The organism is Flavisolibacter ginsengiterrae DSM 18136, assembly GCF_059568575.1.
Map to the genome: position 1 here is coordinate 60101 of NZ_JCANTR010000021.1, position 16272 is coordinate 76372.

Sequence of the window (16272 nt, forward strand, 5' to 3'; positions counted from 1 at the left end):
GATTTATAAATTAAATGCTGCGTAACTCATCTATATGTTTTCCATCTCGTACCGGTCAACTTTCTGAATACCTGGCAATTTCAACAACCGCTGCGCCAGTTCATCCAGCTCTTCCTTATCGTGCACATATATCCTGATATTGCCTTCAAACAATCCTTCTTTAGCTTCAATTGTCAGTGCATTGATGTTAAGTCGTAGCTCACCGGAAATCAAATTGGTGATCTTATTGACAACACCTACGTCATCAAGTCCAATTATTTTCAAACCTGTAAGGAATGATATTTCCTTATTTTTCGCCCATTTGGTTTTTACTATCCTGTGCCCATAATTTGACATCAGTTTGGCAGCATTGGGACAATTGGTGCGATGAATGGTCAATCCTTTTCCTGTAGTAACAAATCCAAATACATCATCACCCGGAATAGGCTTGCAGCAATTAGCCAGGTTATACATGATACGGTCACCACTTTCACCAAAAATGATCAGCTCCGATTCTTTTTTAGTAGTATGGGGATGGTATTCCGGTTTGGGTTCCAGTATTCTTACAGGTTTGGGAGCTTCAAGGCGATCACCTATTACCTTAAATTCCTTCAGCTCTTTTAGATCTATGGATTTAACGGCCACCTGGTAATACAGGTCAAGGGGTGCGGTTAGTTTATAAAAGCTTACCAGTTCATCGATATTGTGCGAGTTCATGGCTACACCCAATCCTTCCAGCTTTCGTTGAACGGTGTACTTCCCTTCATCAGCCACGGCTTTTTTCTCTTCTTTCAGAGAGTCCTTTATTTTAGTACGTGCCTTGGCGGTAACTACAAAGTTAAGCCAGTCCTCAGATGGCTTTTGCTTGTTGGATGTAATGATCTCCACCTGGTCACCACTCCTCAATTTATGACTGATAGGTACCAGCTTATGGTTCACCTTGGCACCGATACACTTAATGCCCACTTCACTATGCACCGCAAATGCGAAATCCAGCGCAGTTGCTCCTACGGGCAACATCTTTACATCACCTTTTGGTGTGTATATATAAATTTCTTCCGCCAGGAAGCTCCTCTTAAAATCATGCAGGAAGTCAACTGAATCCACTTCCTGGTTGGCAATCACTTCACGTATCTGGCTCAGCCACTGGTCAAAGCGGTTTTCTTCATTTGCGCCTTCTTTATATTTCCAATGCGCTGCCAGGCCCTTTTCCGCTATTTCATTCATCCGCTTGGTTCGTATCTGCACTTCCACCCATTTTCCCTGTGGACCCATAACGGTGGTATGCAGGGCCTCATAACCATTGCTTTTTGGATTGCTCAGCCAGTCTCTTAAACGTTCCGGTGAGGGAGTATATTCATCGGTGATCATCGAATACACCTTCCAGCAATCTTCCTTTTCCTTTTCAGGCGGTGAATTAACGATAATGCGTATGGCAAAAAGATCATACACTTCTTCAAAGGACACACCCTTTTTCTTCATTTTGTTCCAGATGGAATGTATACTTTTTGGCCTTCCGTAAATTTCAAAATCCACTCCAGCCCTGGCCAGTTTGTCCTGTAATGGCTTAATAAATTCATTGATATACCTTGTACGCTCCCTGCGGGTCTCTGACAGTTTGCGGGCAATTTCTTTATAGGTGCCTGGCTCCAGGTATTTCATGGCCAGGTCTTCCATTTCTGTTTTGATATTATACAATCCCATCCTGTGAGCCAGGGGAGCATATACATATACCGTCTCAGAAGATATCTTCAGTTGTTTCTCAGGCTTCATGCTGTCCATGGTGCGCATGTTATGCAGCCTGTCAGCCAATTTGATCAGTATCACCCTGGGGTCATCAGTCAGGGTTAATAATATCTTCCTGAAGTTCTCCGCCTGTTGGGATGCATTTACATCTATGACATTAGAGATTTTTGTCAATCCATCTACGATCTTGGCGATCTCGCCACCGAATTCCTTCTGAACATCTTCCAGGCTAATATCCGTATCCTCAACAGTATCATGCAACAGGGAACAAATGGTTGAACGCACACCCAGGCCTACCTCTTCCACTACGATCCTGGCAACAGCCAATGGATGAAGGATATAAGGTTCACCGCTTTTGCGACGCATGGTCTTGTGTGCCTCCGCTGCCATTTCAAAGGCATGGCGGATAAGCTTACGGTCTCCAGGCTTGATCCTGGATTTTAAAGATCGTAGCAGGGCACGGTATTCTCTCAGGATCAGCTTTTTTTCCTGCTCGTCATTCAGGTTATACTTCGGTATCTGCGCTACAGTTTCCATGAATCACGAATTTACTGCATAATAGCTGCACTTGGCATTTCCCCGAAGGCCGAAGCACCGGGAGGCCATCTCTCACTAAATGGTTTTTAACGATTTCTTTAGCGCACATCTGCAGGTTTACTTTGTTTAATTAGGTTTGAATAAATCGAAACCCTTACTTTTGCACCCCTGTTTAAGAAGAAAGGTCCCGGATCCCTACTTAAACAACCGAGGCGGGTGTGGCGAAATTGGTAGACGTATCAGACTTAGGATCTGACGCCGCGAGGCATGGGGGTTCGAGTCCCTCCACCCGCACCAAAGAACAACCAATGCTCAATGTTCAACAATCATTACTCAATGTTCGCTTGAACATTGTCCGTTGAACATTGAGCATTGCACATTTGATATTAAAATTGAATCATGGCTACAGTAACACAGCAAGAAGTTGCCCCCTTACACAAACAGTTTAGTGTCACCATCAATAAAGAAGACTACCTCCCTCAATTCGAGAAGTCTTTAAAAGAATACAGCAAAAAGGCAAACATCCCAGGGTTTAGAAAAGGAATGGTGCCTGCAGGCCTCATCAAAAAGATGTATGGCTCTTCTTTATTCACTGACGAAGTTTTGAAGACTGTCGATAAGGAAGTTTTTAAATTCATCGAGGAAGAAAAGCTTGACATATTTGCCCAGCCGCTGCCGGTAGATATGAACCTGACACAATTGGATGTTAACAATCCTAACAATTATACATTCACTTTCGAAGTAGGCATGAAGCCTGGTTTCCAGCTTCCTGATCTTGCCAAAGAGCAGGTAAAACGTTATAAAGTAAACGTAACGGAAGAAATGCTGAATGAAGAGATCGAACGCCTGCGTACCCGCTATGGCAATATGACGGAACCTGAATCCGTCAGTGGAGATGAAAATGTTCTGAATGTAACTTTTATTGAAACGGATGCTTCCGGCAATGAAATTGAAGGCGGCATCAGGAAAGACAATTCTTTACTGGTTAAATATTTTACAGAGGCGTACCGCCCTGGATTGATAGGGAAAAAGAAAGACGATACTATCCAGCTTACATTGAATGAGGCGTTTGATACCAAAGAAAGAGAATGGATATTAAATGACCTGGTTCTGGACAGCGCTACAGACAAGCATTTTAAATTATTGATCACCAAGGTAGGCCATGTTGAACCCAGAGAACTGAATGAAGAATTCTTTACACAGTTGTTCCCTAACGAAGAGGTGAAAACAGAAGAAGAATTCCGTGAGCGCATCAGGCAGGAATTGCAAAAACAATGGGATGCTGAAAGCCGTAACCAATTGCATCATTCTTTGTATCATGTACTGCTGGAACATACAAACATTGATTTTCCCGCTGATTTTCTGAAACGCTGGATTAAATCTCAGGGAGAGAAAGGTGAAGAAAAAACAGACGAGGAAGTAGAAAAAGAATTCCCTGCATTCCTCAATCAGTTGAAATGGACCCTGATCACTGATAAAATGGTACAGGAAAATGGCATCCAGGTAAGCCAGGATGACCTGCGCCAGTTTGCAAAAGATCAATTGCTTGGCTACATGGGTACCCAAACATTAGATGAAGAGCAGCAGTGGGTAAGAGATTATATCGACAGGATGATGAAAGACAGGAAGTATGTTGAAGACAGCTACAACCGCTTGCAAACACAAAAAATATTTGACTGGGCCGAAACAAAGATCAATGCGGTGGAAACACCTGTAAGCAAGGAAGAATTCATTCATTTGAATGAAGAGCACCAGCACCACCATCATTAGTCTCTACGTAATGTTCATATAATAATGGAGAATTGACTGATCAGTTCTCCATTTTTTTTTTGCCCCTCAGGTTAATATCAATGCTGCCACTACCAGGCCGCAAAACAAGATCACAAACGCGATCAGGATCTCCAGGAGACCTACAAAAAACTCTTTCTGAATTCTTTCAAACAACCTTTCATCAAGATACCATAATACGATAAAGGCCAGTACGATAGGAATAATGATTAACAGGTAGGTCAATAGTGGCATAAAGAAAGTTCAAGATAATTCATTCATCGTTTCATAACACCAGGTTGTAATGCTTTCATAACAGATGTCAGCATCTGCATTCATTTGCCATTCAAATTGGCGGGTGGCAAAATGTCGTGTTTTTGGCCAAGCACGGTATTTGATACCACACAATCCATTAAATTGCCTAAAATCTAATCAAAGACGATATGAGTTTCAATTCAGAATTTGAGAAATATGCCGTAAAGCACAGAGGAATGTCGAGCAATACATTGGACAGCTACGGCAAATATTTGGTAACAGCTCTTACTCCAAATATCATTGAAGAAAGGCCCATGAACGTTGCTGTTATGGATGTTTACAGCCGGTTAATGATGGACCGCATCATTTTCCTCGGCTACCCTATCAACGACGAAGTGGCCAATATCATCACCGCCCAGCTTTTATTCCTGGATTCTTCCGACAGGACAAGGGATATCAATATGTACATCAATTCACCCGGGGGTAGCGTTTACGCAGGTCTTGGCGTTTACGACACCATGCAATATGTTTCTCCTGATGTAGCAACCATTTGTATTGGTATGGCAGCTTCAATGGGTAGCGTATTACTGGCTGCGGGCACACATGGCAAGAGAGCAGCCCTTAAGCATGCCCGCATCATGATGCACCAGCCAAGCGGTGCCATTGGTGGCCAGGCCACTGATATCGAGGTGACAGTAAAAGAAATACGCAAACTAAAAAGGGAATTGTATGAGATCGTTTGCAACCATTCCAGCCAAAGCATGGAACGGGTAGAAACAGATTTCGACCGCGATTACTGGATGACAGCGCCGGAAGCCAAAGAGTATGGACTGGTAGACGAAGTACTGCTGGTAAACCCAAGAAAGGAAAAGAAATCAGAAACTAAATAATTAACTGATAAAAAGAATAAAAGATGAGTTTTAAGAATCAATATAATTATTGGAACAGGATGCAGCCCCAACCCGATCCCAATACGCCTGGAACACCGGGCGAACCAGATGAAGAAGAAAAGGAAGAAAGAGCGGAGGTAGATACCAGGATGCTCTACAAACGCCTGGAAAAATATTTCTTTGAAACCCGCGCCATTCATTTATGGGGTGTTGTAGATGATAAGTCTGCCAAAGATGTGGTAACCAAATTATTGCTCCTGGAAGCAGATGCTCCCGGTAAAGAGATCAAATTCTTTATCAGCAGTCCCGGGGGTTCTGTTACCAGCGGTATGGTGATCTATGATACCATGAAGCTGATAAAATCGCCAGTTAGCACCATTTGCATGGGCCTGGCAGCTTCAATGGGAAGCATCTTACTTAGTGCCGGCGAAAAAGGCAAACGCTTCATTTACCCTCACGGGGAAGTGATGATCCACCAGCCATCCCTGGGTGGGCACATACAAGGTGTGAGTGCCGATATGGAGATACATGCCGAGCAGATACTTCGTACAAAAGAAATGGGAGCCAGGATCCTGGCCGAAAACACCGGACAAACCATTGAGCGTATCCGTAAAGATTTTGAAAGAGATTATTGGATGGACGCAGAAAAATCTATCGAATATGGAATAGTTGACAAGATCCTGGATAAAATGTATTGATCAACATATTTGACAATATTTCCAATGGACCCTGCCCCTATGGCAGGGTTCTCTTATTGAAAACCTTCTAAAAAGGATGTCCGGTGGAAGATTATTAAAATCATATTGCATTCATAACCTACTTGACCAACATTGCATTTCACCTAAAAGGAGGGCAAATTCAACCTCCCGTTCGCCGGCTTCCCCTAATTGTTTCTTATAATTTAGGAAAGAAGGCCTCCCTCCTGCAGGTTTTTTCTATTTTTGTAGGTTCAATGCAGCTTTATTCAACTTAAAGCGTTCTATTAATACGAGAAATAACTAAATGGCAAAGAATATATTACATTGTTCGTTTTGTGGCCGGAGCCGTGATGAAGTAAAGATTTTGATTGCTGGCCAGGAAGGACACATTTGCGAAAACTGCGTAGAACACGCCCGGGAGATCATAGACCAGGAATTAATGGTCCGTGATGACAAATCTGCGGGTGGTTCTGCCTTTAAGCTCACCGTTAAAAAACCGATCGAAGTCAAGAAATTTTTGGATGAATACGTGATCGGCCAGGATGAGGCAAAAAAAGTATTGGCGGTTGCCGTTTACAATCACTATAAGCGCCTTCAGTACAAATCTTCAGATACCATCAAAGACGAAATTGAAATAGAAAAAAGCAATATCGTTATGGTGGGTGAAACAGGAACAGGTAAGACCCTGTTAGCCAAAACCATTGCTAAATTGCTGAACGTTCCATTCACTATTGTTGATGCCACTGTTTTTACAGAGGCAGGTTATGTGGGTGAAGATGTGGAAAGTATCTTAACCCGTTTGTTGCAGGTTTGCAATTATGATGTAGCTGCAGCAGAGAGAGGCATCGTTTACATTGATGAAATTGATAAGATCGCAAGAAAAAGCGACAATCCTTCCATTACCCGCGACGTAAGTGGTGAAGGTGTTCAACAGGGAATGCTGAAGCTTCTTGAAGGTACCGATGTTCTGGTTCCCCCTCAAGGTGGCAGAAAACATCCTGAGCAAAAGCTTATAAAGATCAACACACAAAATATATTGTTCATTTGTGGCGGTGCTTTCGATGGCATAGACAAGATCATTGCCCGCCGTGTACAAACCAACACCATTGGTTTTAATGTGGACAAAGTGCTCCAGGAGAATATGAAAAAGAATCTCCTTCGCTATGTAAATGCCCAGGACCTTAAAGCTTTTGGATTGATCCCTGAATTACTGGGACGTCTTCCTGTAGTCACACATTTGGATCCGTTGGACGCAGAAACATTAAGAGCTATTCTTACAGAACCAAAGAATGCTTTGATCAAGCAATACATTCGCTTATTTGAATTGGAAGGCATCAAGCTGACCATTGAGAATGATGTATTGAACTTCATGGTAGAAAAAGCAGTAGAGTATAAATTAGGTGCCAGGGGCTTACGCAGCATTTGCGAAGGTATTCTGACCGATGCCATGTTTGAATTACCATCTTCTAAGGAAAAGTTTTTCAACCTGGATATGGAATATGCCATGCGTAAGTTTGACAAGAGCAAATTGAGCTTGTTGAAAGTGGCATAACCACACTATTTCATCAGCTTCTATAACAATTAAATCAAAAAAGTAAAAACCCTTTAATAAGAGATCATGTTTGGATTAAACAAGGACAATGCACAAGGACAAGTGACCGAACTGGTAGATAAATTAAAATCAGAAGTCGGCCTCAGTGATGAACAAGCGCAAAAAGTAATTGAAACAATAAAAGATTTTGTTATTGAAAAGTACCCGATGCTTTCGGGAGCTGTCAACAACGTTTTTAAATAATAGTAAGGCTTCTTCGGAAGCCTTTTTTCATGCAGATAATATTACCAATAAAAATCCCGCCTCTCGGCGGGATTTCATGTTCGGGTACATAGGTTTGGTTTTCCGTCCAAAGTATCATTAACTGCAACCCATGCTGTTGCCGCAATTCAAACATTTATAACAGGTGCCGCTTCGTACAGTGATGTGACCACAGGTATTACATGCGGGTGCATCGCTTTGCATGCTTTTCGCCGCTGCGTTCACCGCGCCAAGACCATTCTCCGCTTTCACTGCCTGTTTTTGTGCTTTAACACTCTGCGGTGTAGAAGCAACTACTCTCAGGCTGGATAACTCTGGTTGCTTAGCAGGCTTGCCTGCTGTTACATCAGTGGAGGCAGGTTCATCCCAATCATCAGTTCCTGTATTCATTACTTCCGGCTTATCCAAAACATGCACCAGGTCTGTCCGGTCAAGGTACTCATAACCCAATGCACGGAAGATGAAATCAACAATAGAGGTAGTTGATTTGATATTTGGATGCTCCACAAATCCTGCGGGGTCAAACCTTGTGAAGACAAACTTCTCTACGAATTCTTCTAGTGGCACACCATACTGAAGGCCTATGGAAATAGAGATAGCAAAGCAGTTGAGCATACTACGCATGGTAGCACCTTCCTTGGCCATATCTATAAAGATCTCTCCTAAGGCTCCATCGGCATACTCACCAGTACGGAGGAAAATGGTTTGCCCGTTGATCTTGGCCTTTTGGGTGAAGCCCCTTCGCTTGGCAGGCAAGGCACGACGTTCAACAATGCTTGCCAGTTTGCGTTTCAGTTGCGTGTCAGGTGATGCCTGAACCCGCTTGTGTACTTCTTCCAGCAATTCATCAATGGTCAATTTACCCATATCCACAAAGCTGCTATTCACAGCCTCCGCTTTTTCCTCTTCTGCTATGGCAGTATCTTCAACTTTCTTTTTCTTATCACTCTTGTTGCTTAGTGGCTGAGACATTTTGGAACCATCGCGGTATAATGCACATGCTTTTAATCCGAGCTGCCAGCTTAATAAATAAGAGTCTGCAATTTCTTCCACCTTCGCTTCATGCGGCAGATTGATAGTTTTGGAAATTGCCCCGGAGATAAATGGCTGTGCGGCTGCCATCATACGGATATGGCCATGCGCATGAATATAGCGTTCTCCTTTCTTTCCACATTTGTTGGCGCAATCAAATACCGCCAGGTGTTCTTCTTTTAGCAATGGTGCACCTTCTACTGTCATGGTACCGCACACATAGTCATTAGCGGCCTCCATTTGTTCATCGGTATATCCTAATGCTTCCAGCAGGCTCCATTCAAAATTGAAATATTGCTCCGGCTTGAAACCTAAACGTTGCAGGCACTCTTCACCCAATGCGTAAACATTGAAAACAAACCCGATCTCAAATGCTGAGGCAACCGCCTTATCAAGCTTCGCAATTTCTTCAGCTATAAACCCTTTTTCACTCAGGCTTTGATGATTGATATAAGGCGCACCGGCAAATGTTCCGGAGCCCACCGCATATTTAATGATGCCATCAACTTCTTTCTCACTGTAACCCAGGTTCTTTAAAGCAACAGGAACTGATTGATTGATGATCTTGAAATAACCACCTCCTGAAAGCTTTTTAAACTTCACCAATGCAAAATCCGGTTCAACACCCGTGGTATCGCAATCCATTACCAAACCGATAGTACCTGTTGGGGCAATTACAGTTGACTGTGCATTGCGGTAACCGTATTGCTCGCCCAATTCTACTGCATCATCCCATGCCTTACAGGCTGCTTTCAATAAATAGTCAGGGCAATACTGCGCTTTTAGTCCCTGTGGCTTCACGCTCAACCCTTCATATACATCTGCATCATAGGCGGCAAGCCTGTGATTGCGCATCACCCGTAGCATGTGTTCCTTATTTTCTTCATAACGTGGGAAAGCTCCCAATACGCCTGCCATTTCCGCTGAAGTCTTATAGGCAATACCGGTCATGATTGCAGTGATGGAACCCGAAATAGCTCTTGCCTTTTCACTATCATAGGGAATACCACTAACCATTAATAAAGTGCCAAGGTTGGCATATCCCAATCCAAGGGTCCTGTATTCATAACTTAATTGTGCCACTTCTTTGGAAGGGAACTGCGCCATCAGCACAGATACTTCCAGTACTGTTGTCCAGAGACGGCATACATATTCAAAGCCTTCCACATCCAGAGTCCCTTTTTCGAAATCATAGAATTTCATCAGGTTGGCACTTGCAAGGTTGCAAGCCGTGTTGTCCAGGAACATATATTCTGAACAAGGGTTGGAGGCCCTGATCTCTCCACCTTCCGGGCAGGTATGCCATTCATTGATGGTAGTATTATATTGTGTTCCCGGGTCAGCACAACGCCAGGCAGCATATGCTATCTGGTTCCATAATTCACCAGATGGCACTTTCTTCATCACGCGGCCATCCGTGCGGGCTGTTAATTCCCAGTCTTCACCTTTTTCTAATTTTTCAAAGAAAGCATTAGGAATGCGTACAGAGTTATTGGAATTCTGGCCACTCACTGTTCTGTAAGCCTCACCTTCGTAATCACTGGCATATCCTGCATCAATCAATGCACTCACCTTCTTTTCCTCTTCCATCTTCCAGTTAATGAACTGAACGATCTCCGGGTGATCAAGGTCCAGGCATACCATCTTGGCAGCCCTCCTGGTAGTTCCCCCGCTTTTAATAGCACCAGCAGCACGGTCACCAATCTTCAAAAAAGACATCAGCCCACTGGAGGTTCCACCACCACTCAGCTTCTCACCCTCACCACGAAGGTTGGAAAAATTGGTTCCAACACCAGAACCATATTTAAAGATCCTGGCTTCCCGCACCCACAGGTCCATGATACCACCATCACCTACCAGGTCATCATCCACGCTGAGAATAAAACAGGCATGTGGCTGGGGACGTTCGTATGCGGAAGTTGATTTCTTCAATTGTCCATCAACTGCATCAACATAATAATGGCCCTGGGGTTTACCCTTGATGCCATAGCTTTCATACAAACCTGTATTGAACCATTGTGGTGAATTGGGCACACACATCTGGTTCAGTATGCTATACACCAATTCTTCGTAAAATATCTGCGCATCATCAAAAGATGCAAAATAGCCATAACGCTCACCCCACACTCTCCAGCAGTTGGCCATACGATGAGCCACCTGCTTCACCGAAGTTTCCCTACCCAACGATCCATCAGGCTGGGGCACACCGGCTTTTCTGAAATATTTCTGGGCAAGGATGTCAGTAGCAATCTGGCTCCATTGTTTCGGTACCTCTACATTGGTCATCTCGAAAACAATCTCTCCGCTCGGATTGCGGATCACCGACGTACGGTAATCATACTCAAACTGGTCGAATACGTTAATATCTTCCCGGGTATACTTACGGGTGAACGTAAGTCCTTTTTTAGTTGCTCTGTTTTCACTTGCCATAGCTGCTTTTTTTTAATAGGTTTTGGTGGTTGATTTAAAATTGTGGTGGACGACGAAAATATCTTTACAAGTCGGAAAAATGAAGCCAGAGATATGCACAACTGTGGATAAACCACGTGAGAAAAATGCTACCTCAAGCCTGTCGGGCAATGCGTGATTTTACGATATAAAAAAATCTTTTTTGACCGATTTTTTTTGGCCGGGAGAAGAAAAAACACTACCTGTACAACGGATAGATACTTGTAAATAGATACTCCATCAGGGAATTCCATCCACTCCTATTTTCCTGTTGTATGATAACGATAAACTACCGCCTTGATTGCTCTTGCTATCAATAATTACAGTTGATTAGCCTCAATGGGAAAAGTTTTGCATTTTTGCACAACATAGCCTTACGAATAATGATGCCTGTTTACCAATCGTTACTGGATAAAAAAAAGACTGGATATAAATCTTTCGCGGTTTTGATCGATCCTGACAAGGTCACCACTTCTTCTCTTTTGGAAACAGTGCAGTTGGCTAAAGAAGCAAAAGTTGATTACATATTTGCAGGCGGAAGCCTGGTCATCTCGGATCACCTGGATGCCTGCATCTGCCAGATCAAGGAAGCCTGTTCCATACCTGTTCTATTATTTCCCGGCAGCCCTTCACAGATCAGTAAACATGCTGATGCCTTGCTTTACCTGTCACTTATCTCTGGTCGAAATGCCGATTACCTCATTGGCCAACACGTGATATCTGCTCCCTTTGTTAAAAGCAGTGGGCTGGAGATCATTCCAACTGGCTATATGGTCATTGATGGAGGAGCAGCTACTACCGTTTCATATATCAGCAATGCCAGCCCTATGCCGGCAGATAAACCGGATATAGCCATGTGCACTGCCATGGCAGGAGAAATGCTCGGAATGAAGTTGATCTACATGGATGCAGGCAGTGGGGCTAAAAAAGCCATCACCGAGGCCATGATTAGTACCGTGGCATCACATATCGATGTGCCGCTTATTGTTGGCGGAGGTATTCGTGATGCAGAAAAAGCCTACCTCAATTGCAAAGCAGGTGCAGATGTTATTGTTGTTGGCAACGCCATCGAAAAAGATCCTTCATTGATCATGGAAATGGCCAATGCTATTCATTCCATTCCCGTTAAAGTTTCCTGATAAAAGGCACATAAAAAAAGAGGCAGGATTGCCTCTTTACCGGTTAGAAATTATTTTTCTATTATTTCAATTCTTCTGTATTCACCCTTGTGGGTGTATCTACTCCACTGACAATAGAACGGCTGCTCTTAGCAATGGCTTCGATGATCGCAGCCATATTTTTCATATCCAGGGTTTTTACCTCATCGCTCAACTGGTGGTAGTTCGGTTCATTATCCATTTTGCTGGTAGAGATAGTATGAGCTGGTACCCCAAGCCTTGCCAGTGTGGCATTATCAGAGCGGTAAAATAAATTCTCCTCTGTATAAGGATCGGGGTGAAAGCTAAAAGAAGTTCCTTTTAAATTCTTTTGCAGTATCTCACCCATGTTCGTCTTTTCATAACCCGTGATATAGGCTGAATTTTTTCCCCATTTGCTTTCTGTTCCTATCATCTCAATATTGAACATGGCCACCACCTGTGCTGGATCATATTGTTTTGAAAAATACTGGGAACCAAAGCCTCCAATTTCTTCTGCTGTAAAGGCTGCAAACACCAATGTGCGCTTATTGTTATTCAACTTCTTAAAATGTTCCGCCAACAGTATCACGGCAGTGGTGCCAGCTGCATCATCATTGGCACCATTGTAAATGCTATCACCGGCCTGTGGCTTGCCTATACCCAAATGATCGTAGTGGCCTGAAAAGATCACGTATTCATTTTTGCGGCTTTTTCCTGGTAACAAACCTACCACATTGGCAAATTTTGATTCTTCGAAACTTTGTTCTGCCTTGATCTTGAATTCCTTTGGCTGGTACATTCCCAATACATAGATCACATTGGGAGATTCTTTCTTATCGGTTTTAAAATAGGGGCGCCTGAATCCCCCAAGCCGGCCAAACGTTTGAGTAAAGCTTGTATCTATAAATACAATTGCATCCTTCTTTGATGCCCTTATTTCCGCTACACGTTTCCGTATGTCTTCACCTGGCTTCACATATTGCAATGCATAGCCAGAGCTTTCATCAACTTTCAACTCAGCTTCCCGGGTGATCACAATGAGATTTCGAATATCCAATTCCTGTCCATCAATTTCTCCCTTCACAGATTTCAACCGGGAGCGAACCATGGTAAATTCCTGCAGGTAACTATCTCCATTTACAGGTTGTAAGCCTGTTTTCTTAAACTCCCCAGCTATGAACTGTGCTGCCCGCTCAATATCCGGCGAACCCGCCTTACGGCCACGCATTTCATCCGAAGCAAGGGCAGACTCAACACGCTCCACTTCTTTCTCCTTTATAACGCCATGTGAGGTCTGGGCAAAGGCAATACAACTTATACCAATGCTAAAAAGCAAAAACAGTTTCTTCATACAACAGGATTTAACCAGTTATTGATTTGAATAGGGAAACAATAAATTTTATGGGCAAACGATCAGAGACTCATCATTTCTTTAAACTTCACGGTTTGCCGGCGGCTCACTTCTATTTTCTCTCCGCCTTTTAATTCCAGCAATAATCCTCCATTAAAGTAAGGCTCGATTTTATCAATCATTCGGAGGTTCACAATATGTTTGCGGTTGGCACGGAAAAACACTTTTTCATCCAATCTTTCTTCCAGTGCATTCAGTGATTTTAATATCAATGGTTTATTGGGACCGAAAAATACCTTGGCATAGTTACCTACACTTTCAAACAAACGCACCTCTCCCAATTTTACAAACCAACAGCGTTCGCCATCTTTCACAAATACCTGGTCATTCTCATTCAATATGCTGTTGTTTTCTGAAGTTTGATGCGGGCTGTCTGATACAAAATTGGCACCCGATCTCTTCAATTTTTCAACGGCATCGGCAAGCCGCCGGGGCTCAACGGGTTTTAATAAATAATCCAGTGCATTTACCTCGAAAGCCTTAAGTGCATATTCATCATACGCCGTAGTAAAGATCACATGGGGAGCATGATCCAGTTCAGATAAAAGATCAAAACCGGTTTTTCCAGGCATTTGTATATCCAGGAATATCAGGTCAGGATTCTGCATTTCAATCTTGTGCAAGCCTTCTTCGGCATTGGAGGCTTCATCAATGATCTCAATTTCAGGAAACTCCTGCAGCAGCTTGCGTAACTCGGCACGGGCCAGGCGTTCATCGTCAATTAAAATGGCTCTCATGAAATCTGTTTACGTTTTATCCGGGCATACCACCCGTAATGATGGTTGATTATTAAGTGTTGCTAATTTAAACTTTTATCACTTGCTAGGCAGGTATCAGCACCTTAGCCTCTACCACTTCCTTATTCAGTTGCTGAATTTGAAATCTTGCTTTATCCCCATAAAGTAATTCCAGCCTGTCCTGCGTGCTGGATAATCCAAAGCCACCATGAGAAGCACCTCCGTTCAAATGGCCCGTATTCTGCACCGCCAGCTCATGGAAGTTCTCTTTAAAGTCACTGATGATCTTTACCACTCCCCCCTTCAATTGCCTGCTTATACCATGCTTGATCGCATTTTCAACCAGGGTTTGCAACATCATGGGTGGCACCTGTTGTCCCAATGTTTCATCATCAATATCATATTCCACTTGGAGTCGGTCTTCAAAGCGCATGTGCTCCAGCGCCAGATAGTCTTTTACGATCTTCAATTCCTCTTCCAGCGACACGGTCTCACCTTTTTCTGCCTGCAGGCTGCTTCGTAAAATATTACTCAACTCGGTGATAGCCCTGCGCGCCCTTGCCGGATTTTCGTCTATCAATGCCCGAATACTATTCAATGCATTGAATATAAAATGGGGGTTGATATGAGCTTTAATGGTCTTTAGTTCCAGCGATTTTACCAGGGCTTCCAGTTGCAGCGTGTCCAGTTGCTGTTTCCGGCTCTTGGCTACATAATGATACATAAAGTATATGCTATTCCAGATGAATAGTAATACAAAGGAGGAAGAGAGATTATAAAAAAAATGAACGTGAAAAGGTGCAGGCTTTCCTGTAGGGTAAAAATTATAAAAAGCCTCAAAAGGTGTTTGCACCAGGCTGAAAAAAGAAGCGAATAACAATGTTAGTATCAGCAAAAAAATGATCTGCTGGTTGATTGGCCGCAACAAAAGTGAATTCTTGCGGATGATCTGGCGCATGCAGTGAGAACTGATAATCCCTATTTCCAGGAAAAACAAAAGGCGGCATAGCATCGTAGCTTTGAATTGCCCGAAAATGAAGGCAAAGAATATATTGATAATGCCAAAAAGTCCCCAACCCACTATCTGGAAGGTCCAATATCGGTTCAGCTTAAACTGCATATACAAATGTAATGAGGGGTCTTTGTAACAATGTTGCGTAAATATACCAGTGGAAGATAAGTTTTACAAATGGAATAATACGTAACAAATCAAGGCATGTAAAGGCTCCTTAACCTTGTTTATACCTTAGGCTCCAACCCAGGCTCAAAAAACTGATTGCGTGATAATAAAACTGGTTTTGAAATAAGAAATAAGATCAAAAGGTGTTTGATACCAGGTAAAGATTAAGTTCTATAAACTATACCGGTAATCTTTCTTTCCCTCCAGGGTAAATACAAAGGCCAAGCAAAGGAGGAGATATCCCGAGGATAAGCCGAGGATAAGCCGACGATATCCCGACGATAAGCTGACTCTATAAGGAGAGTGTTAACTTATCTGTGTAAGCTGGTTTTCTATCCAGTTTAGATAACTGTGCAAAGGGTTTATACTTCAACATCACATCTTTCCTGACCGAATATATCAATAAAGTTTACCAGCATGGTGGCCCAGTCATCCTGGGGCTGGCTCCATTTTTTGGCTATTTGCATCAGTGCCAGGTACACTACCTTTTCTACTGCCTGATCGTTGGGCAGGCTGCATTTTGTCTTTGTGTACTTTCTTATGATCCTATTGATGTTCTCAATAATATTGGTGGTGTATATTATTTTTCTGATGCACCCTGGAAACTCATAAAAAGTGCTTAGACTTTGCCAGTTAGCCC

The 16272-nt window shown here is 43.0% G+C and carries 13 protein-coding genes and 1 tRNA gene; 7 read left to right on the forward strand and 7 right to left on the reverse strand.

Annotation, left to right across the window (positions count from 1 at the left end):
- Window positions 1–30: 30 nt before the first annotated feature.
- Entirely contained in the window at window positions 31–2262 is a 2232-nt protein-coding gene (locus BP74_RS17990) for a RelA/SpoT family protein (RefSeq protein ID WP_496376244.1), read from the reverse strand.
- 212 nt (window positions 2263–2474) lie between these two features.
- Between BP74_RS17990 and BP74_RS17995 the strand changes: the two genes are divergently transcribed.
- Both BP74_RS17995 and tig read left to right on the forward strand, forming a co-directional pair.
- A tRNA-Leu gene (locus BP74_RS17995) sits at window positions 2475–2559 on the forward strand.
- 102 nt (window positions 2560–2661) lie between these two features.
- Window positions 2662–4032: a trigger factor gene (gene tig, locus BP74_RS18000; protein ID WP_496376246.1), complete on the forward strand. Its 1371-nt coding sequence runs from the start codon at window positions 2662–2664 to the stop codon at window positions 4030–4032.
- 66 nt (window positions 4033–4098) lie between these two features.
- Here the strand turns inward: tig and BP74_RS18005 are convergent, their stop codons facing one another.
- Window positions 4099–4284, reverse strand: a complete 186-nt coding sequence (locus BP74_RS18005; RefSeq protein ID WP_496376248.1) for a hypothetical protein — start codon at window positions 4282–4284, stop codon at window positions 4099–4101.
- 188 nt (window positions 4285–4472) lie between these two features.
- Between BP74_RS18005 and BP74_RS18010 the strand changes: the two genes are divergently transcribed.
- From BP74_RS18010 to BP74_RS18025, 4 genes are all read left to right on the forward strand, one after another.
- The gene (locus BP74_RS18010; RefSeq protein WP_072834197.1) at window positions 4473–5174 is read left to right on the forward strand and encodes a ClpP family protease; all 702 of its coding nucleotides are present in this window, start codon (window positions 4473–4475) and stop codon (window positions 5172–5174) included.
- Window positions 5175–5197: 23 nt separating this feature from the next.
- Window positions 5198–5872, forward strand: a complete 675-nt coding sequence (locus BP74_RS18015; RefSeq protein WP_496376250.1) for a ClpP family protease — start codon at window positions 5198–5200, stop codon at window positions 5870–5872.
- Window positions 5873–6176: 304 nt separating this feature from the next.
- A complete protein-coding gene (gene clpX, locus BP74_RS18020; protein ID WP_496376252.1) occupies window positions 6177–7424 on the forward strand; it encodes an ATP-dependent Clp protease ATP-binding subunit ClpX in 1248 nt (415 codons plus the stop codon).
- Window positions 7425–7490: 66 nt separating this feature from the next.
- Window positions 7491–7667 (forward strand): hypothetical protein, encoded by a 177-nt coding sequence (locus BP74_RS18025; RefSeq protein WP_175546020.1) that lies wholly within the window; start codon window positions 7491–7493, stop codon window positions 7665–7667.
- Between the two features lie 117 nt (window positions 7668–7784).
- Here the strand turns inward: BP74_RS18025 and BP74_RS18030 are convergent, their stop codons facing one another.
- Complete coding sequence (locus BP74_RS18030; protein WP_496376254.1) at window positions 7785–11147, reverse strand: vitamin B12-dependent ribonucleotide reductase; 3363 nt, start codon at window positions 11145–11147, stop codon at window positions 7785–7787.
- A 401-nt stretch (window positions 11148–11548) separates the two neighbouring features.
- On the opposite strand from BP74_RS18030, the gene BP74_RS18035 reads away from it, so the two are divergent.
- Window positions 11549–12304, forward strand: a complete 756-nt coding sequence (locus BP74_RS18035; protein ID WP_496376256.1) for a phosphoglycerol geranylgeranyltransferase — start codon at window positions 11549–11551, stop codon at window positions 12302–12304.
- 61 nt (window positions 12305–12365) lie between these two features.
- Here BP74_RS18035 and BP74_RS18040 read toward each other — a convergent pair whose 3' ends face one another.
- The 4 genes from BP74_RS18040 to BP74_RS18055 all read right to left on the reverse strand — a co-directional run.
- Window positions 12366–13655 (reverse strand): M20/M25/M40 family metallo-hydrolase, encoded by a 1290-nt coding sequence (locus BP74_RS18040; RefSeq protein ID WP_496376258.1) that lies wholly within the window; start codon window positions 13653–13655, stop codon window positions 12366–12368.
- A gap of 62 nt (window positions 13656–13717) precedes the next feature.
- The gene (locus tag BP74_RS18045; protein WP_496376260.1) at window positions 13718–14452 is read right to left on the reverse strand and encodes a LytR/AlgR family response regulator transcription factor; all 735 of its coding nucleotides are present in this window, start codon (window positions 14450–14452) and stop codon (window positions 13718–13720) included.
- Between the two features lie 85 nt (window positions 14453–14537).
- Window positions 14538–15572, reverse strand: coding sequence for a sensor histidine kinase (locus tag BP74_RS18050; protein WP_496376262.1), 1035 nt, complete (start codon window positions 15570–15572; stop codon window positions 14538–14540).
- A gap of 422 nt (window positions 15573–15994) precedes the next feature.
- Window positions 15995–16272, reverse strand: a 278-nt coding sequence (locus BP74_RS18055; protein ID WP_496375319.1) for a transposase, incomplete at its 5' end; no start/stop codon positions are given.

Excerpts from the sequence above, each read along its gene's own strand:
- BP74_RS18040 (WP_496376258.1), bottom strand. The coding sequence starts at position 13,655 with ATGAAGAAACTGTTTTTGCTTTTTAGCATTGGTATAAGTTGTATTGCC.
- BP74_RS18030 (WP_496376254.1), bottom strand. The coding sequence starts at position 11,147 with ATGGCAAGTGAAAACAGAGCAACTAAAAAAGGACTTACGTTCACCCGT.
- clpX (WP_496376252.1), top strand. The coding sequence starts at position 6,177 with ATGGCAAAGAATATATTACATTGTTCGTTTTGTGGCCGGAGCCGTGAT.
- BP74_RS18050 (WP_496376262.1), bottom strand. The coding sequence starts at position 15,572 with ATGCAGTTTAAGCTGAACCGATATTGGACCTTCCAGATAGTGGGTTGG.
- BP74_RS18010 (WP_072834197.1), top strand. The coding sequence starts at position 4,473 with ATGAGTTTCAATTCAGAATTTGAGAAATATGCCGTAAAGCACAGAGGA.
- BP74_RS18025 (WP_175546020.1), top strand. The coding sequence starts at position 7,491 with ATGTTTGGATTAAACAAGGACAATGCACAAGGACAAGTGACCGAACTG.
- BP74_RS18035 (WP_496376256.1), top strand. The coding sequence starts at position 11,549 with ATGATGCCTGTTTACCAATCGTTACTGGATAAAAAAAAGACTGGATAT.
- BP74_RS18005 (WP_496376248.1), bottom strand. The coding sequence starts at position 4,284 with ATGCCACTATTGACCTACCTGTTAATCATTATTCCTATCGTACTGGCC.
- BP74_RS17990 (WP_496376244.1), bottom strand. The coding sequence starts at position 2,262 with ATGGAAACTGTAGCGCAGATACCGAAGTATAACCTGAATGACGAGCAG.
- BP74_RS18045 (WP_496376260.1), bottom strand. The coding sequence starts at position 14,452 with ATGAGAGCCATTTTAATTGACGATGAACGCCTGGCCCGTGCCGAGTTA.
- tig (WP_496376246.1), top strand. The coding sequence starts at position 2,662 with ATGGCTACAGTAACACAGCAAGAAGTTGCCCCCTTACACAAACAGTTT.
- BP74_RS18015 (WP_496376250.1), top strand. The coding sequence starts at position 5,198 with ATGAGTTTTAAGAATCAATATAATTATTGGAACAGGATGCAGCCCCAA.